We start from the raw sequence: 15,223 nt of genomic DNA on the forward strand, positions 1-15,223 counted from the left end.
GTTTATTGTAGCGCGCGGATCAGCGCGTCATTATCGGCGTTATCAGCTACCCGAATTGTGCTCCAGCCCAATTCCTGGGCGAGGGTAGCCAGGCGTTCACTCACTACGACCAGGCGGCAACGCAACAGCCACGATGAACGGTAGTAATCAGGAACTAAAGTATAGAGCTGTTGTAACATTTCACCGCTGGTGACTACCAGCGTATCAACACCGGCACGTTGCCAGTGGGCGCTTTGCTCGCTGCCATCATAATGCACCGGGCTGCGTTGATAACATTCATAATAGCTGACGGCGGCGCCGCGCTCACTCAGGCTGTTGCCGAGCAGCTCACGCCCGCCGTTGCCGCGCAGGATCAATGCCTGCTTACCGTCCAGATTCTGCAACGCCGGCAACAGGAGCAGCGTTTCGCTGATTTCCTGCTCGCGCGGATATTCCACCGGCAGGCTGCTGATGCGGTGCATCGCCAGTGCGGTGTTACGGCCGATAGCATAATAGGCCAACCTGGCCGGCCATGGCAGCCCAACGCGACCCATCACCGAGTTGGCGTAGCTGACCGAATGTTGCGACAGGATAAACACCAAATCGCCATCATTGAGTTGCTGCAACGCCTGCGGCAGTTTGGGCAGATCGCCGCCAGGGGCGAAATCGATCAGCGGGGCATGATAGGCAACCCGGCCGAGCGCACGCAGTCGGCTTACCAATTGCTCTCCCGAAGGAGAAGGGCGGGTTACCAGAATCGTCATGCCGGAGGATTTCCCTGATAAACATCCTGTAGAATTTCGCGAGCGCCCTGCGCCAGCAACTCTTCCGCCAGCTCAATGCCCATTTGTTCCGCCAGCGCTGCCGGGCCGCGACGTTCGCCGCGCACCATCTGACTGCCATCCGGGGAGCCTACCAATGCACGCAGCCACAGGCTGTCGCCATCGAGTTCGGCATAGCTGCCGATCGGCACCTGACAACCGCCTTCCAGCCGGGTATTCATCGCACGTTCGGCACGAACGCGGGTTTCGGTGACGGCATGATTGAGCGGGGCCAGTAGCGCACGGGTGGTTTCATCGTCGAGGCGGCACTCAATGCCCACCGCACCCTGACCTACCGCCGGCAAGCACTCTTCCGGGCTAAGCGGGCTGCGGATGCGTTGTTCCAGTCCCAGGCGCTTGAGCCCGGCGACCGCCAGAATAATGGCGTCGTAATCACCGTTGTCCAGTTTTGACAAACGGGTGCCAACGTTGCCGCGCAGATCGCGCACGATCAGGTCCGGACGACGCTCACGTAACTGGCACTGGCGGCGCAGGCTGGAGGTGCCAACCACGCTGCCCTGCGGCAGTTGATCGAGCGAGGTGAAACGATTGGATACAAATGCGTCGCGTGGATCGTCGCGCTCGCAAATGGTCACCAAACCCAGGCCGGCGGGGAAATCTACCGGGACGTCTTTCATCGAATGGACGGCGATATCGGCGCGGCCATCGAGTAACGCCAGCTCAAGTTCCTTAACAAACAGCCCTTTACCACCGACCTTCGCCAGTGGCGTATCCAGAATAATGTCGCCCTTAGTGACCATTGGCACCAGTTCAACCTGCAGGCCAGGGTGGTTGGCCATCAGGCGCTGCTGCACATAATGTGCCTGCCAGAGAGCGAGTGGGCTTTGTCGGGTGGCAATTCGAATAATTTTGTCTAACATGCTTGTTACCGTTTTTATAATTCGCCGTTCATCCTACCACTGAGTGTGAAAACTGTCAGTGCAAGAAGCCGCAGGCGAAGAAAGGACAACGGAATCAACGGGACGTGTGATGTGTTTTGGGGCAGTTAACACTGCGGGTAAATCGTTTGGAGTGGCGCTACAATAATAGTGAAGCGTTACTTCCTTTACGGTCAATCAGCAAGGTGTTAGATTGATCACGTTTCCAGCAATAAGTTGCCAAATATTCTTCCAACACTAACGGCGCTTATGGAATACGGGTTTTTTTCTAAATACCGGGATAATCAGGCGAGACGTCTTGTACCTCTACATCGAGACATTGAAGCAGAGACTGGATGCGATCAATCAATTAAGAATCGATCGCGCCCTAGCGGCCATGAAGCCCGCGTTCCAACGGGTATACAGTCTGCTGCCTACCTTATTGCACCACCACCACCCACTGATGCCAGGTTATCTGAACGGTAACGTTCCCCATGGCGTTTGCATCTACACGCCTGATGAAACCCAGCAAGAATACCTCAACGATTTAGAAGACAAATGGGGCAGCCCGTTTGACAAGCCTGCCAGTGGTGAACTGCCGATTACCGGGGTTTACTCGATGGGCAGCACGTCGTCGATCGGCCAGAGTTGCAGCTCGGATCTCGATATCTGGGTGTGCCACCAGTCCTGGCTGGATAACGAAGAGCGCAACCGCCTGCAACAAAAATGCAGCCTGTTGGAAAAATGGGCGGCGTCGATGGGGGTCGAAGTCAGCTTCTTCCTGATCGATGAAAACCGGTTCCGCCATAACGAAAGCGGCAGCCTGGGCGGTGAAGACTGCGGTTCTACCCAACATATCCTGCTGCTGGACGAATTTTACCGTACCGCGGTGCGCCTGGCCGGCAAACGTATTTTGTGGAACATGGTGCCGGGCGACGAAGAATCACATTACGATGAATATGTGTTGTCGCTGTACTCGCAAGGCGCGCTAACGCCGAACGAATGGCTGGATCTCGGTGGTTTGGGTACGCTGTCGGCGGAAGAATATTTCGGTGCCAGCCTGTGGCAGTTGTACAAAAGCATCGACTCGCCATACAAGGCGGTGCTGAAGACCCTGTTGCTGGAAGCGTACTCCTGGGAATACCCGAATACTCAATTGCTGGCGATGGACATCAAACAGCGCCTGCATCAGGGTGAAATCGTCTGCTTTGGTCTTGACGCCTACTGTATGATGCTCGAACGCGTCACGCATTATCTGAACGCCATCAACGATACCACCCGCCTCGATCTGGTCCGCCGCTGTTTCTACCTGAAAGTCTGTGAAAAACTGTCGCGTGCCAACGCATGCGTCGGCTGGCGCCGTGAGATCCTCAGCCAGTTGGTCAGCGAATGGGGCTGGGACGAAGAGCGTCTGGCTATCCTGGATAATCGCGCCAACTGGAAAATCGCACGGGTGCGGGAAGCGCACAACGAACTGTTGGATGCGATGATGCAAAGCTACCGCAACCTGATCCGCTTCGCCCGTCGCAACAACCTCAGCGTCAGTGCCAGCCCGCAGGATATCGGCGTGCTGACCCGCAAGCTGTACGCCGCGTTTGAAGCGCTGCCCGGCAAGGTGACGCTGGTGAACCCGCAGATTTCGCCGGACCTGTCAGAAGACGACTTAACCTTTATTCATGTGCCAGTTGGCCGCGCCAACCGCACCGGTTGGTACCTGTACAACCAGGCACCGGCCATGGACTCGATTGTTAGCCATCAACCGCTGGAATATAACCGTTACCTGAACAAGCTGGTGGCCTGGGCTTATTTCAACGGCCTGCTGACGCCGAAGACCCGTTTGCATATCAAGAGCGGCAACCTGTGTGACACTGCCAAACTGCAGGAGTTGGTGGCCGATGTGTCGCACCACTTCCCGCTGCGGCTGGCGGCACCGACGCCAAAAGCCTTGTACAGCCCATGTGAAATTCGCCATTTGGCGATTATCGTCAATCTGGAAAACGATCCGACCGCCGCCTTCCGCAATCAGGTGGTGCATTTCGATTTCCGCAAGCTCGATGTGTTCAGCTTCGGCCAGCAGCAACAGTGCCTGGTGGGCAGTATCGATCTGCTGTACCGCAACTCCTGGAACGAAGTGCGTACCCTGCATTTCAGCGGTGAGCAATCGGTGTTGGAAGCCTTGAAGACCATTCTCGGTAAAATGCATCAGGACGCCGCCCCACCAGAATCGGTAGAGGTGTTCTGCTACAGCCAGCATCTGCGCGGTTTGATCCGTACCCGTATTCAGCAGTTGGTGTCAGAGTGCATTGAACTGCGCTTGTCCAGCACTCGACTGGAACCGGGCCGCTTTAAGGCGGTGCGGGTTGCCGGCCAGACCTGGGGTCTGTTCTTCGAGCGACTGAGCGTGTCGGTGCAAAAGCTGGAAAACGCGGTGGAATTCTACGGGGCGATTTCCAACAACAAATTGCATGGCCTGTCGATCAAAGTGGAAACCGATCAGGTGCATTTGCCGCCGGTGGTGGATGGTTTCGCCAGTGAGGGGATCATTCAGTTCTTCTTTGAGGACACGTCGGACGACAAGGGCTTTAACATCTATATTTTGGATGAGTCGAACCGCGTTGAGGTTTATCACCATTGTGAAGGCAGTAAAGAGGAACTGGTGCGCGACGTCAGCCGTTTCTATTCTTCCTCGCACGATCGTTTCACCTATGGCTCCAGCTTCATCAACTTCAATTTGCCGCAGTTTTACCAGATAGTGCAGCTTGATGGCCGCACTCAGGTGATCCCGTTCCGCAGTAACGTGTTGTCGAGCCTGTGTGTTCCGCTGACTGACGGCGCGGCTCAGCCGCTGAAACAGCAGTTCCAGCTGCACTGATATCGCAGGGGCTCAGTCAACTGAACCCCGGTGAGTGCGGCTATTTTCAGGCAAATTTCACTTCTTCGCCGGCCTGTGCGCTGGCGGCTTCGCTTAGCAACGGATAGAACGCACGATCGCTGCGATCGCAGAGCCACACGCCATCACGGTAGTTAAAGTGATAGCCGCCGGTCTTGGTTGCCAGCCAAACCTGATGCAGTGGCTCCTGGCGATTGATGACAATTTTTGTGCCATTTTCGAAGCTTAACGTCATTACGCCACCGTTGGTTTCGTAATCGATATCCGCATCGCCGTCAAAATCGTCCAGTGTCTCTTCAATATTAAGCATCAGTTGGTCAGCCAACTGGTGAAACTCACTGTCGTTCATAATCAATTCCTATTGCTTTTCATGATCCACCTGCGATTATAGAGACCTTGGACGCATGAATTACAGGCATTAATGCAAATGAAAAAACAACTACGCTATGCGCTGATGGCAGTTCTGCTTGCCGGGCTCTCCGGCTGTGGTCTGAAAGGCCCGCTGTACTTCCCTCCAGCCGATCCGGCCAGCACTAAGAAACCGGCCACTCAGGTTCAGACTGGCGAACAGGTACAGAAAAATCAGCAGGAACTTTCCAGCTCTCAGCAAAAACCGTCGATGAGCGCTCAGTAACACCCTATTTGCGGCGGCACAGGCCACCGCAAACCAAGACGGATAGCGGAGTATGATATGCAGTTCTCCAAAATGCACGGTCTGGGCAACGACTTTATGGTGGTCGATGCCGTTACACAGAATGTCTATTTTTCACCCGAGCTGATCCGCCGTTTGGCCGATCGGCACCTGGGCGTTGGCTTCGACCAGCTGCTGGTGGTAGAACCGCCTTACGATCCGGAACTGGATTTCCACTACCGCATTTTTAACGCCGACGGCAGTGAAGTGGCGCAGTGCGGCAACGGCGCTCGCTGTTTTGCCCGCTTTGTGCGGCTGAAAGGGCTGACCAACAAGCGCGATATTCGCGTGAGCACCCAGACCGGACGTATGGTGCTGAGTGTCACCGATGACGATTTGGTGTGTGTGAACATGGGCGAGCCGAACTTTGATCCGCAGACGGTGCCCTTTCGCGCGACCAAAGAAGAAAAGACTTACATCATGCGTGCAGCGGAACATACGGTGCTGTGCGGCGTGGTGTCGATGGGCAACCCACATTGTGTTTTACAGGTAGATGATGTAAAAACCGCCAAGGTGGAATTGCTCGGGCCGGTGCTGGAAGGGCATGAGCGCTTCCCTGAACGGGCCAACATTGGTTTTATGCAAATTGTCAGCCGTGAGCACATCAAATTGCGCGTGTATGAGCGCGGTGCCGGCGAAACCCAGGCCTGCGGAAGCGGCGCCTGTGCGGCAGTGGCAGTGGGGATCCAACAGGAATTGCTGTCAGAAGAGGTGCATGTAGAACTGCCGGGCGGCAGCCTGCATATTCGCTGGAAAGGACCGGGCAGCCCGCTGTTTATGACCGGCCCGGCAACCCATGTATATGACGGATTTATTCATCTATGAAGAGTGTTGAGGACCAGGCTGTCGCAGGCATTGAGCTTGACGACGACACCGTGATGCAGTTTCTGCTGCAAAACCCGGACTTCTTTATCCGCAATGCGCGGTTGGTGGAACAGATGCGCGTTCCCCATCCCGTTCGCGGTACCGTGTCGCTGGTCGAGTGGCATCTGGCCCGCCAGCGCAACCATATCAACCGGCTGGAAGAAGAAATCACCCTGCTGATGGAGCAGGCCAGCGCCAACGAAACGCTGTTTGCCAGCCTGCTGCATTTGCAGGCCAATCTGGCCACCGCCGACAGCCTGCAGGATATGCTCAACCGCCTGCAGCGTTGGGCGCGCGGTTTCGGTTTGGCCGGCGCCAATATTCGCCTGTTTTCTGAAAGCTGGAAAATCGGTGCGCCTTCCGATTTCACCCACCTTGCCCTGACGCGTTCGTCGTTCGAACCGCTGCGCATTCAGCGTCTGGGTGACCAACAGCATTTCCTCGGCAGCCTCAATGGCCCTGAGCTGCTGTTGCTGCTGCCGCAGGCCAAGCTGGTCGGCTCGGTAGCGCTGTCGATGTTGGGTGAAGACGGCGAACTGGGCATGGTGATTTTCAGCAGCCGCGATACGCAACACTATCAGCAGGGCATGGGCACCGTGATGCTCAATCAACTGGCGCGCATGCTGCCGGAACTGCTGGAACGCTGGGTCGAACGCGCATGATCCCGCTGGCGGCCAGCCTGCAACAGCCGGTGGACGCTTTTTTGCGCTATCTGAAGGTCGAGCGTCAGCTCAGCCCGCTCACCCAACTGAGTTATTCGCGTCAACTGCAGGCGCTGATGGCGCTGGCGCAGGAAATTGGCGTCACGGAGTGGCCGTTGCTGGACGCCGCCAAAGTCCGTCAGCTTGCGGCGCGCAGTAAACGTGCCGGATTACAGTCCTCCAGCCTCGCGCTGCGCCTGTCGGCGTTGCGCAGTTTTCTCGACTGGCAGGTCAGCCAGGGTATGCTGATTGCCAACCCGGCCAAAGGGATCCGAACGCCACGCAGCGGCCGTCATCTGCCGAAAAACATCGACGTTGATGAAATGAATCAGCTGCTGAATATCGATCTTAACGATCCTTTGGCGGTGCGCGATCGCGCCATGCTTGAAGTCATGTACGGTGCCGGGCTGCGTCTTTCGGAACTGGTGGGGCTGGACTGTCGCCATGTCGATCTGGCCGCCGGTGAAATCTGGGTGTTGGGTAAGGGCAGTAAGGAACGCAAACTGCCGGTGGGCCGCACTGCGGTGACCTGGCTTGAACACTGGCTGGCGATGCGCGATCTGTTCGGGCCGTCAGACGACGCGATGTTCCTGTCTAATCAGGGCAAGCGCATCTCGACCCGCAATGTGCAAAAGCGTTTTGCCGAGTGGGGCGTCAAACAGGGCGTTAACAGCCATATCCATCCGCACAAGCTGCGCCACTCGTTTGCCACCCATATGCTGGAGTCGAGCGGCGATCTGCGTGCGGTGCAGGAACTGCTCGGCCACGCCAATCTGACCACCACTCAAATCTACACTCACCTCGACTTTCAACATCTGGCGAACGTGTACGATGCTGCGCATCCACGCGCCAAACGGGGGAAATCCTGATGCATTTTTATCGTCCGTTGCGACCGCTGGCGGCGCTGACTTTTGATCTGGACGACACGCTGTACGACAATCGGCCGGTGATCAAACAGACCGAGCTGCAATCGGTCGCTTTTCTGCAGAACTACCATCCCGGGCTGAACCACTTCCAGTCGGCGGATTTTCATCGCCTGCGCCAGGAGCTGCGCGAACAGGATCCGGAGATTTATCACGATGTCACCCAGTGGCGCTGGCGCGCTATCCATTTGGCGCTGAGCCGTCAGGGGCTGCGTGACGCCGAAGCCGCCGACGGCGCCGATGCGGCGATGCAGAACTTTGCGCTGTGGCGCAGCCGCATCGAGGTACCGGAAGCAACCCATACCACCCTGAAAGCGCTGGGTGAACGTTTCCCGCTGGTGGCGATCACCAACGGCAATGCCGATCCGGCACTGTGCGGGCTGGATGGTTACTTCCAGTTTGTGCTGCGTTCCGGGCCGGATGGCCGCGCCAAGCCCTATCAGGACATGTATCAACTGGCCGCCGAGCGGTTGGGAGTGGCCCCGGAACGCATTCTTCACGTGGGTGATGATTTGACCACCGACGTCGCCGGGGCATTGCGTTCCGGTCTGCAGGCCTGTTGGATCAACGACCGCCAGCGCAGCCTGATGCAGGCCGCCGACAGCCGGTTGCTGCCACATATTGAGATTTCGCAGTTGGCATCGCTGACAGCATTGTTATAATCCCTGCCAGAACTCTGTATAAATTCCCAGTGGAATCGCGTCTCTGACGCGCTTTCCCTTACCAATTAATGGTGCCTATGGACGTTTCCGATCTGCTCGACAGCCTGAATGAAAAACAACGCGAAGCGGTGGCGGCGCCACGTGGCAACCTGTTGGTACTGGCCGGCGCGGGCAGCGGTAAAACCCGGGTGCTGGTGCATCGCATCGCCTGGCTGCTGGCGGTAGAGAACTGCTCGCCGTATTCCATTATGGCGGTGACCTTCACCAACAAGGCGGCGGCGGAAATGCGCCACCGTATCGAACACCTGATTGGCACCAGCCAGGGCGGCATGTGGATTGGTACCTTCCACGGCCTGGCTCATCGGCTGCTGCGCGCTCATCATTTGGATGCCAACCTGCCGCAGGATTTCCAAATTCTCGACAGCGACGACCAGTTCCGCCTGCTCAAGCGTATCGTCAAAGCGTTGAATATCGACGAGAAGCAATGGCCGCCGCGTCAGGCAATGTGGTACATCAACGGCAAAAAAGATGAGGGCCTGCGCCCGCAGCACGTTGAAACCTACAACAACCCGGTGGAAGCGACCTGGCTGCGTATCTACCAGGCCTACCAGGAAGCCTGCGATCGCGCCGGGCTGGTGGACTTTGCCGAGCTGTTGCTGCGTGCCCATGAGCTGTGGCTGAACAAGCCGCATATCCTCAATCATTACCGCGAACGCTTCACCAACGTGCTGGTGGACGAGTTTCAGGATACCAACAGCATTCAGTACGCCTGGATCCGCCTGCTGGCCGGCAATAACAGCAACGTGATGATCGTCGGCGACGATGATCAGTCGATCTACGGCTGGCGCGGCGCTCAGGTGGAAAATATCCAACGCTTCCTGAAGGATTTCCCCGGTGCGCAAAGCGTACTTCTGGAACAGAACTACCGCTCGACCAGCAATATCCTGAAATCGGCCAATACCCTGATCGCCAACAACGGCGGACGCATGGGGAAAAATCTGTGGACCGAAGGCGGCGAAGGCGAGCCTATCTCAGTCTACTGTGCTTTCAACGAGCTGGATGAATCGCGCTTCGTAGTGGGCCGTATCAAAGCCTGGCAGGAAAACGGCGGTGCGCTGAATGATTGCGCCATCCTTTATCGCAGCAATGCCCAGTCGCGCGTACTGGAAGAGGCGCTGCTGCAAACGGCGATGCCATACCGTATTTACGGTGGGCAGCGCTTCTTCGAGCGTCAGGAGATAAAGGATGCCCTGGCCTACCTGCGGCTGATCGCTAACCGCAACGACGATGCTGCGTTCGAACGCGTGGTGAATACGCCGACGCGTGGCATTGGCGACCGGACGCTGGACGAAGTGCGTCGTACGGCCCGCGATCGTCAATTGACCCTGTGGCAGGCCACCCGCGCACTGTTGCAGGACAAGGTGCTGGCCGGGCGCGCGGCATCAGCACTGCAACGCTTTACCGAGCTGGTGGACTCACTGGCGCACGAAACCGCCGATATGCCACTGCACGTTCAGACCGATCGGGTGATCCGCGATTCGGGGCTGTTCATTATGTATGAGCAGGAGAAGGGCGAAAAAGGTCAGGCACGTATCGAAAACCTTGAGGAACTGGTGACGGCAACGCGCCAGTACAGCTATCAGGATGAAGATCAGGATCTGATGCCGCTGCAGGCGTTTCTGTCACATGCTGCGCTGGAAGCGGGCGAGGGGCAGGCCGATGCCTATCAGGACGCGGTGCAGTTGATGACCCTGCACTCGGCCAAGGGGCTGGAGTTCCCGCAGGTGTTTATCGTCGGCATGGAAGAGGGGATGTTCCCGAGCCAAATGTCGCTGGACGAAGGCGGCAGGCTGGAAGAAGAGCGCCGCCTGGCCTACGTTGGGTTGACGCGCGCCATGCAGAAACTGACGCTGACCTATGCCGAAACCCGTCGTCTGTACGGCAAAGAGGTTTATCACCGGCCTTCACGTTTCATCGGCGAACTGCCGGAGGAGTGTGTGGAAGAAGTGCGTTTGCGCGCCAGCGTCTCACGGCCGGCGAATCACCGCCGCATGGGCACGCCGATCAGCGAAAACGACACCGGTTACAAGCTGGGCCAGCGAGTGCGCCACCCCAAGTTTGGCGAAGGGACTATCGTCAATCTGGAAGGCAGCGGCGAACACAGCCGGTTGCAGATTGCTTTCCCGGGTGAAGGCATCAAGTGGCTGGTGGCCGCTTACGCCCGCCTGGAGGCGGTGTAAACCCGGTGCCGGCAGGGGCGAGTTATCGCCCCTATGGTGACATCAAACAGTATGGGTATAGCGATCGCCGATCTGCGCGGTGGCATACCAACGCATCACCGCTTCGGTACCTTCGGCCCCTTCCTGCGGTGCCCACGGCATGCAGTCTTCTTCCGACAGCGCCTGATAAGGCCCTTGCTTCACTTCGAATACCACGCCACCCGGATCAACCGACAGCACGGCATGCCAGGTAAACGCCGGCATCTCCAGCACTTTGGTTTCTTCGCCGAGCAGGGTGCGCTGGGTGACGACGCCGTCCTCGTTAAACTGCAGCACCACAAAACGGCCGCGCAGCGGGGTCAGCAGCTCCCAGGTTTGCGGATGGCGGTGGGGGCGGATATAGGTGCCGGGTTCCATGGCAATTGCCAGTCGCTGCACCGGGTCGCTCAACTCTTCGTGTAACGTACGGTGCGCGCGCAGGCGTGCCACTTTAGCGGCCTGTTCACTCATGGCGGTCAGGTCGTGGGCGGTAATTTGTTTCATCGGTAAAGTCCGCAAGCTTATCGTGGCCTAATCTTAGCAACATTCTTGCGCGTGGTCAGAGATCGTCGCAGCTTTTTCGTTACCCTTTATCGCCGATTTTGCTGATTTCCCCCATTGGTTATAGCGATGAATTGTTGCGCAATTATCGGACCTAACCGGTTGACAGACTTTTTCTTCTCGGCGTAACATGCGCGCACTATTATCAATGAGGACATACGCCTTGGACACACCCAGTAGATACTGGCTCACTGACCTGGACAACAACAGGTGCAACTTCTAAGGCTATCCCATTGAGCTGATAGCCTTCGTGGTTGTCGGCGACCTCTTCAGTGTCGCTATGAGTCAGATCCTTACATGGTCTGAAACAAGCTGGTGATACAACATCCCCCTGTTTCTGTGCTTCCACGCGTTGTTTACCCCTGTCACCCCAAGGGAGTTTTAGCAGATGCTAAGCGCGTTTAAATTAGATAACAGCCGCCTGTCCCGTCTGGAGTTGGATGACTCCGATGACCTCACTACGTCACTGTGGGTTGACCTGGTTGAGCCGGAAGAAGGCGAACGTGAGCGCGTGCAAAACGAGCTGGGCCAAAGCCTGGCGACACGCCCGGAGCTGGACGATATCGAAGCTTCCGCGCGTTTCTTCGAAGACGAAGACGGTCTGCATATTCACTCCTTTTTCTATTTTGAAGATGCGGAAGACCATGCCGGCAACTCCACCGTGGCTTTCACCATTCGCGATGGCCGCCTGTATACCCTGCGTGAGCGTGAACTGCCGGCGTTTCGCCTGTACCGCATGCGTGCCCGTAATCTGACGATGGTTGACGGCAACGCCTACGAGCTGTTGCTGGATTTGTTCGAAACCAAGATTGAGCAGTTGGCGGACGAGATCGAAAACGTCTACAGCGATCTGGAAAAGCTCAGCCGGGTAATCATGGAAGGCCATCAGGGTGATGAATACGACGAGGCGCTGTCGACGCTGGCCGAACTGGAAGATATCGGCTGGAAGGTCCGTCTGTGCCTGATGGATACCCAACGGGCGCTGAACTTCCTGGTGCGCAAGGCGCGGCTGCCAACCGGTCAGCTGGAACAGGCGCGTGAAGTGCTGCGCGACATCGAATCCCTGTTGCCGCACAACGAATCGCTGTTCCAGAAGGTCAACTTCCTGATGCAGGCGGCGATGGGCTTTATCAACATCGAACAGAACCGCATCATCAAGATCTTCTCGGTGGTTTCGGTGGTGTTCCTGCCGCCAACGCTGGTGGCCTCAAGCTACGGGATGAACTTTGAGTTTATGCCGGAGCTGAAGTGGTCGTTCGGTTATCCCGGCGCCATCAGCCTGATGATCCTGGCGGGGCTGGCCCCTTATCTGTACTTCAAACGCAAGAACTGGCTGTAAGCTGACGGGCGAACCTGTTCGCCCGATATTTCTGCCGTTGGCCAACGCTTAGCCTGCTAAATAGGGTTAGAATGCCCCCACGGCTTATCTGTCTGTAAGGCATGCGTTTTGATGGAGAAGTTCCCCCGCTTGATTCAATGGTCAATCCTGCTGCTGGCTTCGCTGGTGTTGGGGTTTGGCCTGCAAACCTTCCATATTCCCGCTGCGCTGTTGCTGGGGCCGATGATTGTCGGCGTAGCCATGGGGCTGCTGGGCGCTACGGTGCGCATTCCCGGCTACCTGTTTATCGCTGCGCAGGCGGTGCTGGGCTGCATGATTGCACAAAGCCTTTCTCCCGCTATTCTCACGCCGTTACTCGATGACTGGCCGCTGGTGCTGCTGGTGCTGATCGCCACGCTGCTGGCCAGTGGCATTTCCGGCTGGTGCCTGGTGCGTTTTAGCGGCCTGCCTGGGCCGACCGGTGCCTGGGGCTCGTCGCCCGGCGGAGCGTCGGCCATGGTAGCCATGGCCGGTGATTTTGGCGCAGACGTTCGATTGGTGGCATTTATGCAGTATCTGCGGGTACTGTTTGTCGCGACCGCAGCGGCGATGGTGGCCCGCATTGGGCTGGGTGATGAGGCAGGGCACGGCAGTGCGGCGCTGGAATGGTTCCCGTCGCTGGATTGGCGTTTTCCGGCGACGCTGGGCGTAGCTATGGTCGGTGCCTGGTTGGGGCCTCGGCTGCGTATCCCGTCCGGCGCGCTGTTGTTGCCGATGATCATCGGTGCGACGCTGCATTCCAGCGGCACGATGGCGCTGCAGATACCAGAGTGGCTACTGGCCTTGGCTTATACGTTGATTGGCTGGAGCGTCGGGCTGCGTTTTACCCGGCCGATATTTCTACTGGCATTGCGGACTCTGCCGCAGATGGTGGTGTCGATCGTCGCGCTGATGCTGTTTTGTGGCCTGCTGGCGTGGATGCTGACGCACTTTCTGCCGGTAGACCTGATGACTGCCTATTTGGCGACCAGCCCAGGCGGATTGGATACCGTGGCGATCATTGCCGCCGGCAGCCGGGTAGACATGTCTTTTGTGATGGCGATGCAGACACTGCGGCTGTTCACTATTCTGCTGACGGGGCCGGCGATGGCGCGGTTTATTTCCAACCACGCCACGCCGGCCTCAACCTAGCTCTGACCTCAGCGCAGTTTACGCTGGGTGTAGAGCGCGTCGAGGATAAACAGCAGCAGCGCCGCCCAGATAAAGCCGAAGGTGACCAGTTTGTCCTGTCCGACGGTTTCACCGTAGAAGGTCACGGCCAGCAGGAACATCAGCGTGGGGCCGAGGTATTGGAAGAAGCCGAGCGTCGACAGGCGCAGACGAGTAGCCGCAGCGGTAAAGAACAGCAGCGGTATGGTGGTGACGATACCAGCGGCCACCAGCAACAGGTTCAGCGACCAGGCATTGGCACCGAGGTGGCTGGTCGGGCTGTCGGCGAACAGGAACAGATAGGCGGCCGCTACCGGCAGCAGCCACAGGGTTTCGATCAGCATGCCGGTCTGCGCGTCGATGGCGACCTTCTTGCGCAGCAGGCCGTAGAAGGCAAAGCTGAATGCCAGCCCCAGACCGATAATCGGTAGCGAGCCGAATTGCCATAGCTGGATCAGGACGCCGGCAAAAGCCAGTGCCACCGCCAACCACTGCATCCGACGGAAGCGTTCGCCCAGGAACAACATCCCCAGCAGCACATTCACCAGCGGATTAATGAAATAGCCCAGGCTGGCTTCCAGCATGTGGTGGTTATTTACCGCCCAGATAAACAGCAGCCAGTTGCCACCGATCAGCAACGCGGTCACCGCCAGCAGCAACAGCCGCTTACGGTCGTGGCAGGCGGCCCGCACCTGTGACCAATTACGTCCGAGAGTGATCAGCGCCAGCATAAAGAAGAACGACCAAATCACCCGATGGGTGAGGATCTCGTCGGCAGGCACCTGTTGGATCAGCTTGAAATAGGCAGGGGCGATGCCCCAAATAAAATAGGCGGCCAGAGCAAAGAAGATGCCCTGCCGTGTTTGCTGTGCGTCCATGACGTTACTCAGATGGGTAAAACGGAGATGCGGTGAGTGTACTTAAGACGCTCACCGCACACAATCACCCGACCAGGTAGGTGGCAGTAGCGCTGGCAATATGCAGGCCATCGTGATTATGCAGTTCGACGCGGGCGACCGCGACTTTATTGCCGCTGCGCAATACGCTGGCGGCGGCGACGAAATGCTCGCCACGGCCAGGGCGCAGATAGTCAACGCGCAGATCTATGGTTCCCATGCGGGAAAGACGAGTAGCGACTTCTTCTTCGATCAACGGATCCAGACGCATTAACACGCTGCCGGCGCACGCCAGCCCGGCGGCGACGTCCAGCACCGAGGCGATCACGCCGCCGTGCAGAATTTTCTGGGCGGCATTGCCCACCAGCTTGGGCTGGTTGGTGAAACTCAGCTCCACATAGTCGTCGTCAAAGCGGCGCAGTTCCAGGCCCAGCTCGCGGTTAAACGGCATGTGATAAACAAAGATCTCGCCAATTTTCTGGCGGGCGGCTTCAAGTGTCAGTGGTGTGGTAGACATAAATACCCATTCTTTTCTGTGTAGTAGGGAAAGCTAACTGGTCAGTCCAGGTTAA

Annotated in this window: 15 protein-coding genes; 9 read left to right on the forward strand and 6 right to left on the reverse strand. The window is 57.6% G+C overall.

Annotated elements, in window-relative coordinates:
* Positions 1-2: 2 nt before the first annotated feature.
* Positions 3-743 carry a uroporphyrinogen-III synthase gene (gene hemD, locus ACNT1W_RS03075; protein ID WP_012004648.1) on the reverse strand — a complete coding sequence of 247 codons (741 nt, stop codon included), beginning with the start codon at positions 741-743 and terminating at the stop codon, positions 3-5.
* Entirely contained in the window at positions 740-1,681 is a 942-nt protein-coding gene (gene hemC / locus ACNT1W_RS03080; RefSeq protein WP_012004649.1) for a hydroxymethylbilane synthase, read from the reverse strand. Before hemC ends, hemD begins: the two co-directional genes overlap by 4 nt.
* A 316-nt stretch (positions 1,682-1,997) precedes the next feature.
* Here hemC and ACNT1W_RS03085 point away from each other — a divergent pair, with 316 nt between their 5' ends.
* Positions 1,998-4,550 carry a class I adenylate cyclase gene (locus ACNT1W_RS03085; RefSeq protein ID WP_112363628.1) on the forward strand — a complete coding sequence of 851 codons (2,553 nt, stop codon included), beginning with the start codon at positions 1,998-2,000 and terminating at the stop codon, positions 4,548-4,550.
* Positions 4,551-4,596: 46 nt separating this feature from the next.
* Here ACNT1W_RS03085 and cyaY read toward each other — a convergent pair whose 3' ends face one another.
* The gene (cyaY, locus tag ACNT1W_RS03090) at positions 4,597-4,917 is read right to left on the reverse strand and encodes an iron donor protein CyaY (protein ID WP_012004651.1); all 321 of its coding nucleotides are present in this window, start codon (positions 4,915-4,917) and stop codon (positions 4,597-4,599) included.
* 78 nt (positions 4,918-4,995) lie between these two features.
* Between cyaY and lptM the strand changes: the two genes are divergently transcribed.
* From lptM to uvrD, 6 genes are all read left to right on the forward strand, one after another.
* On the forward strand, positions 4,996-5,202 hold the full coding sequence (gene lptM, locus ACNT1W_RS03095; protein ID WP_017891271.1) for an LPS translocon maturation chaperone LptM: 207 nt from the start codon (positions 4,996-4,998) through the stop codon (positions 5,200-5,202).
* A 57-nt stretch (positions 5,203-5,259) separates the two neighbouring features.
* Positions 5,260-6,084, forward strand: a complete 825-nt coding sequence (dapF, locus tag ACNT1W_RS03100) for a diaminopimelate epimerase (protein ID WP_012004653.1) — start codon at positions 5,260-5,262, stop codon at positions 6,082-6,084.
* On the forward strand, positions 6,081-6,785 hold the full coding sequence (locus ACNT1W_RS03105; protein WP_012004654.1) for a DUF484 domain-containing protein: 705 nt from the start codon (positions 6,081-6,083) through the stop codon (positions 6,783-6,785). Before dapF ends, ACNT1W_RS03105 begins: the two co-directional genes overlap by 4 nt.
* Positions 6,782-7,693, forward strand: a complete 912-nt coding sequence (gene xerC, locus ACNT1W_RS03110) for a tyrosine recombinase XerC (RefSeq protein ID WP_012004655.1) — start codon at positions 6,782-6,784, stop codon at positions 7,691-7,693. The genes ACNT1W_RS03105 and xerC overlap by 4 nt, the downstream gene beginning before the upstream one ends.
* A complete protein-coding gene (yigB, locus tag ACNT1W_RS03115; RefSeq protein WP_012004656.1) occupies positions 7,693-8,409 on the forward strand; it encodes a 5-amino-6-(5-phospho-D-ribitylamino)uracil phosphatase YigB in 717 nt (238 codons plus the stop codon). The genes xerC and yigB overlap by 1 nt, the downstream gene beginning before the upstream one ends.
* A gap of 77 nt (positions 8,410-8,486) precedes the next feature.
* Positions 8,487-10,649 (forward strand): DNA helicase II, encoded by a 2,163-nt coding sequence (uvrD, locus tag ACNT1W_RS03120; protein WP_218218128.1) that lies wholly within the window; start codon positions 8,487-8,489, stop codon positions 10,647-10,649.
* A 42-nt stretch (positions 10,650-10,691) separates the two neighbouring features.
* Here uvrD and ACNT1W_RS03125 read toward each other — a convergent pair whose 3' ends face one another.
* Positions 10,692-11,171, reverse strand: coding sequence for a WbuC family cupin fold metalloprotein (locus tag ACNT1W_RS03125; protein WP_012004658.1), 480 nt, complete (start codon positions 11,169-11,171; stop codon positions 10,692-10,694).
* Between the two features lie 445 nt (positions 11,172-11,616).
* Between ACNT1W_RS03125 and corA the strand changes: the two genes are divergently transcribed.
* Together corA and ACNT1W_RS03135 are read left to right on the forward strand one after the other, a co-directional pair.
* A complete protein-coding gene (gene corA, locus ACNT1W_RS03130) occupies positions 11,617-12,567 on the forward strand; it encodes a magnesium/cobalt transporter CorA (RefSeq protein WP_012004659.1) in 951 nt (316 codons plus the stop codon).
* A gap of 111 nt (positions 12,568-12,678) precedes the next feature.
* Positions 12,679-13,737: an AbrB family transcriptional regulator gene (locus ACNT1W_RS03135; RefSeq protein WP_012004660.1), complete on the forward strand. Its 1,059-nt coding sequence runs from the start codon at positions 12,679-12,681 to the stop codon at positions 13,735-13,737.
* 8 nt (positions 13,738-13,745) lie between these two features.
* On the opposite strand, the gene rarD is transcribed toward ACNT1W_RS03135, so the two are convergent.
* Both rarD and ACNT1W_RS03145 read right to left on the reverse strand, forming a co-directional pair.
* Positions 13,746-14,633: an EamA family transporter RarD gene (rarD, locus tag ACNT1W_RS03140; protein WP_419246405.1), complete on the reverse strand. Its 888-nt coding sequence runs from the start codon at positions 14,631-14,633 to the stop codon at positions 13,746-13,748.
* Between the two features lie 64 nt (positions 14,634-14,697).
* Entirely contained in the window at positions 14,698-15,168 is a 471-nt protein-coding gene (locus tag ACNT1W_RS03145) for a thioesterase family protein (RefSeq protein ID WP_012004662.1), read from the reverse strand.
* Between the last annotated feature and the right edge of the window lie 55 nt (positions 15,169-15,223).

It is taken from the genome of Serratia sp. NFX21 (assembly GCF_048517035.1).
GTDB classification, from domain to species: domain Bacteria; phylum Pseudomonadota; class Gammaproteobacteria; order Enterobacterales; family Enterobacteriaceae; genus Serratia; species Serratia quinivorans.

What these genes read in the sequence shown, in the direction of transcription:
- hemD (WP_012004648.1), bottom strand. Translation starts at nt 743, where the DNA reads ATGACGATTCTGGTAACCCGCCCTTCTCCTTCGGGAGAGCAATTGGTA.
- hemC (WP_012004649.1), bottom strand. Translation starts at nt 1,681, where the DNA reads ATGTTAGACAAAATTATTCGAATTGCCACCCGACAAAGCCCACTCGCT.
- cyaY (WP_012004651.1), bottom strand. Translation starts at nt 4,917, where the DNA reads ATGAACGACAGTGAGTTTCACCAGTTGGCTGACCAACTGATGCTTAAT.
- lptM (WP_017891271.1), top strand. Translation starts at nt 4,996, where the DNA reads ATGAAAAAACAACTACGCTATGCGCTGATGGCAGTTCTGCTTGCCGGG.
- dapF (WP_012004653.1), top strand. Translation starts at nt 5,260, where the DNA reads ATGCAGTTCTCCAAAATGCACGGTCTGGGCAACGACTTTATGGTGGTC.
- ACNT1W_RS03105 (WP_012004654.1), top strand. Translation starts at nt 6,081, where the DNA reads ATGAAGAGTGTTGAGGACCAGGCTGTCGCAGGCATTGAGCTTGACGAC.
- xerC (WP_012004655.1), top strand. Translation starts at nt 6,782, where the DNA reads ATGATCCCGCTGGCGGCCAGCCTGCAACAGCCGGTGGACGCTTTTTTG.
- yigB (WP_012004656.1), top strand. Translation starts at nt 7,693, where the DNA reads ATGCATTTTTATCGTCCGTTGCGACCGCTGGCGGCGCTGACTTTTGAT.
- uvrD (WP_218218128.1), top strand. Translation starts at nt 8,487, where the DNA reads ATGGACGTTTCCGATCTGCTCGACAGCCTGAATGAAAAACAACGCGAA.
- ACNT1W_RS03125 (WP_012004658.1), bottom strand. Translation starts at nt 11,171, where the DNA reads ATGAAACAAATTACCGCCCACGACCTGACCGCCATGAGTGAACAGGCC.
- corA (WP_012004659.1), top strand. Translation starts at nt 11,617, where the DNA reads ATGCTAAGCGCGTTTAAATTAGATAACAGCCGCCTGTCCCGTCTGGAG.
- ACNT1W_RS03135 (WP_012004660.1), top strand. Translation starts at nt 12,679, where the DNA reads ATGGAGAAGTTCCCCCGCTTGATTCAATGGTCAATCCTGCTGCTGGCT.
- rarD (WP_419246405.1), bottom strand. Translation starts at nt 14,633, where the DNA reads ATGGACGCACAGCAAACACGGCAGGGCATCTTCTTTGCTCTGGCCGCC.
- ACNT1W_RS03145 (WP_012004662.1), bottom strand. Translation starts at nt 15,168, where the DNA reads ATGTCTACCACACCACTGACACTTGAAGCCGCCCGCCAGAAAATTGGC.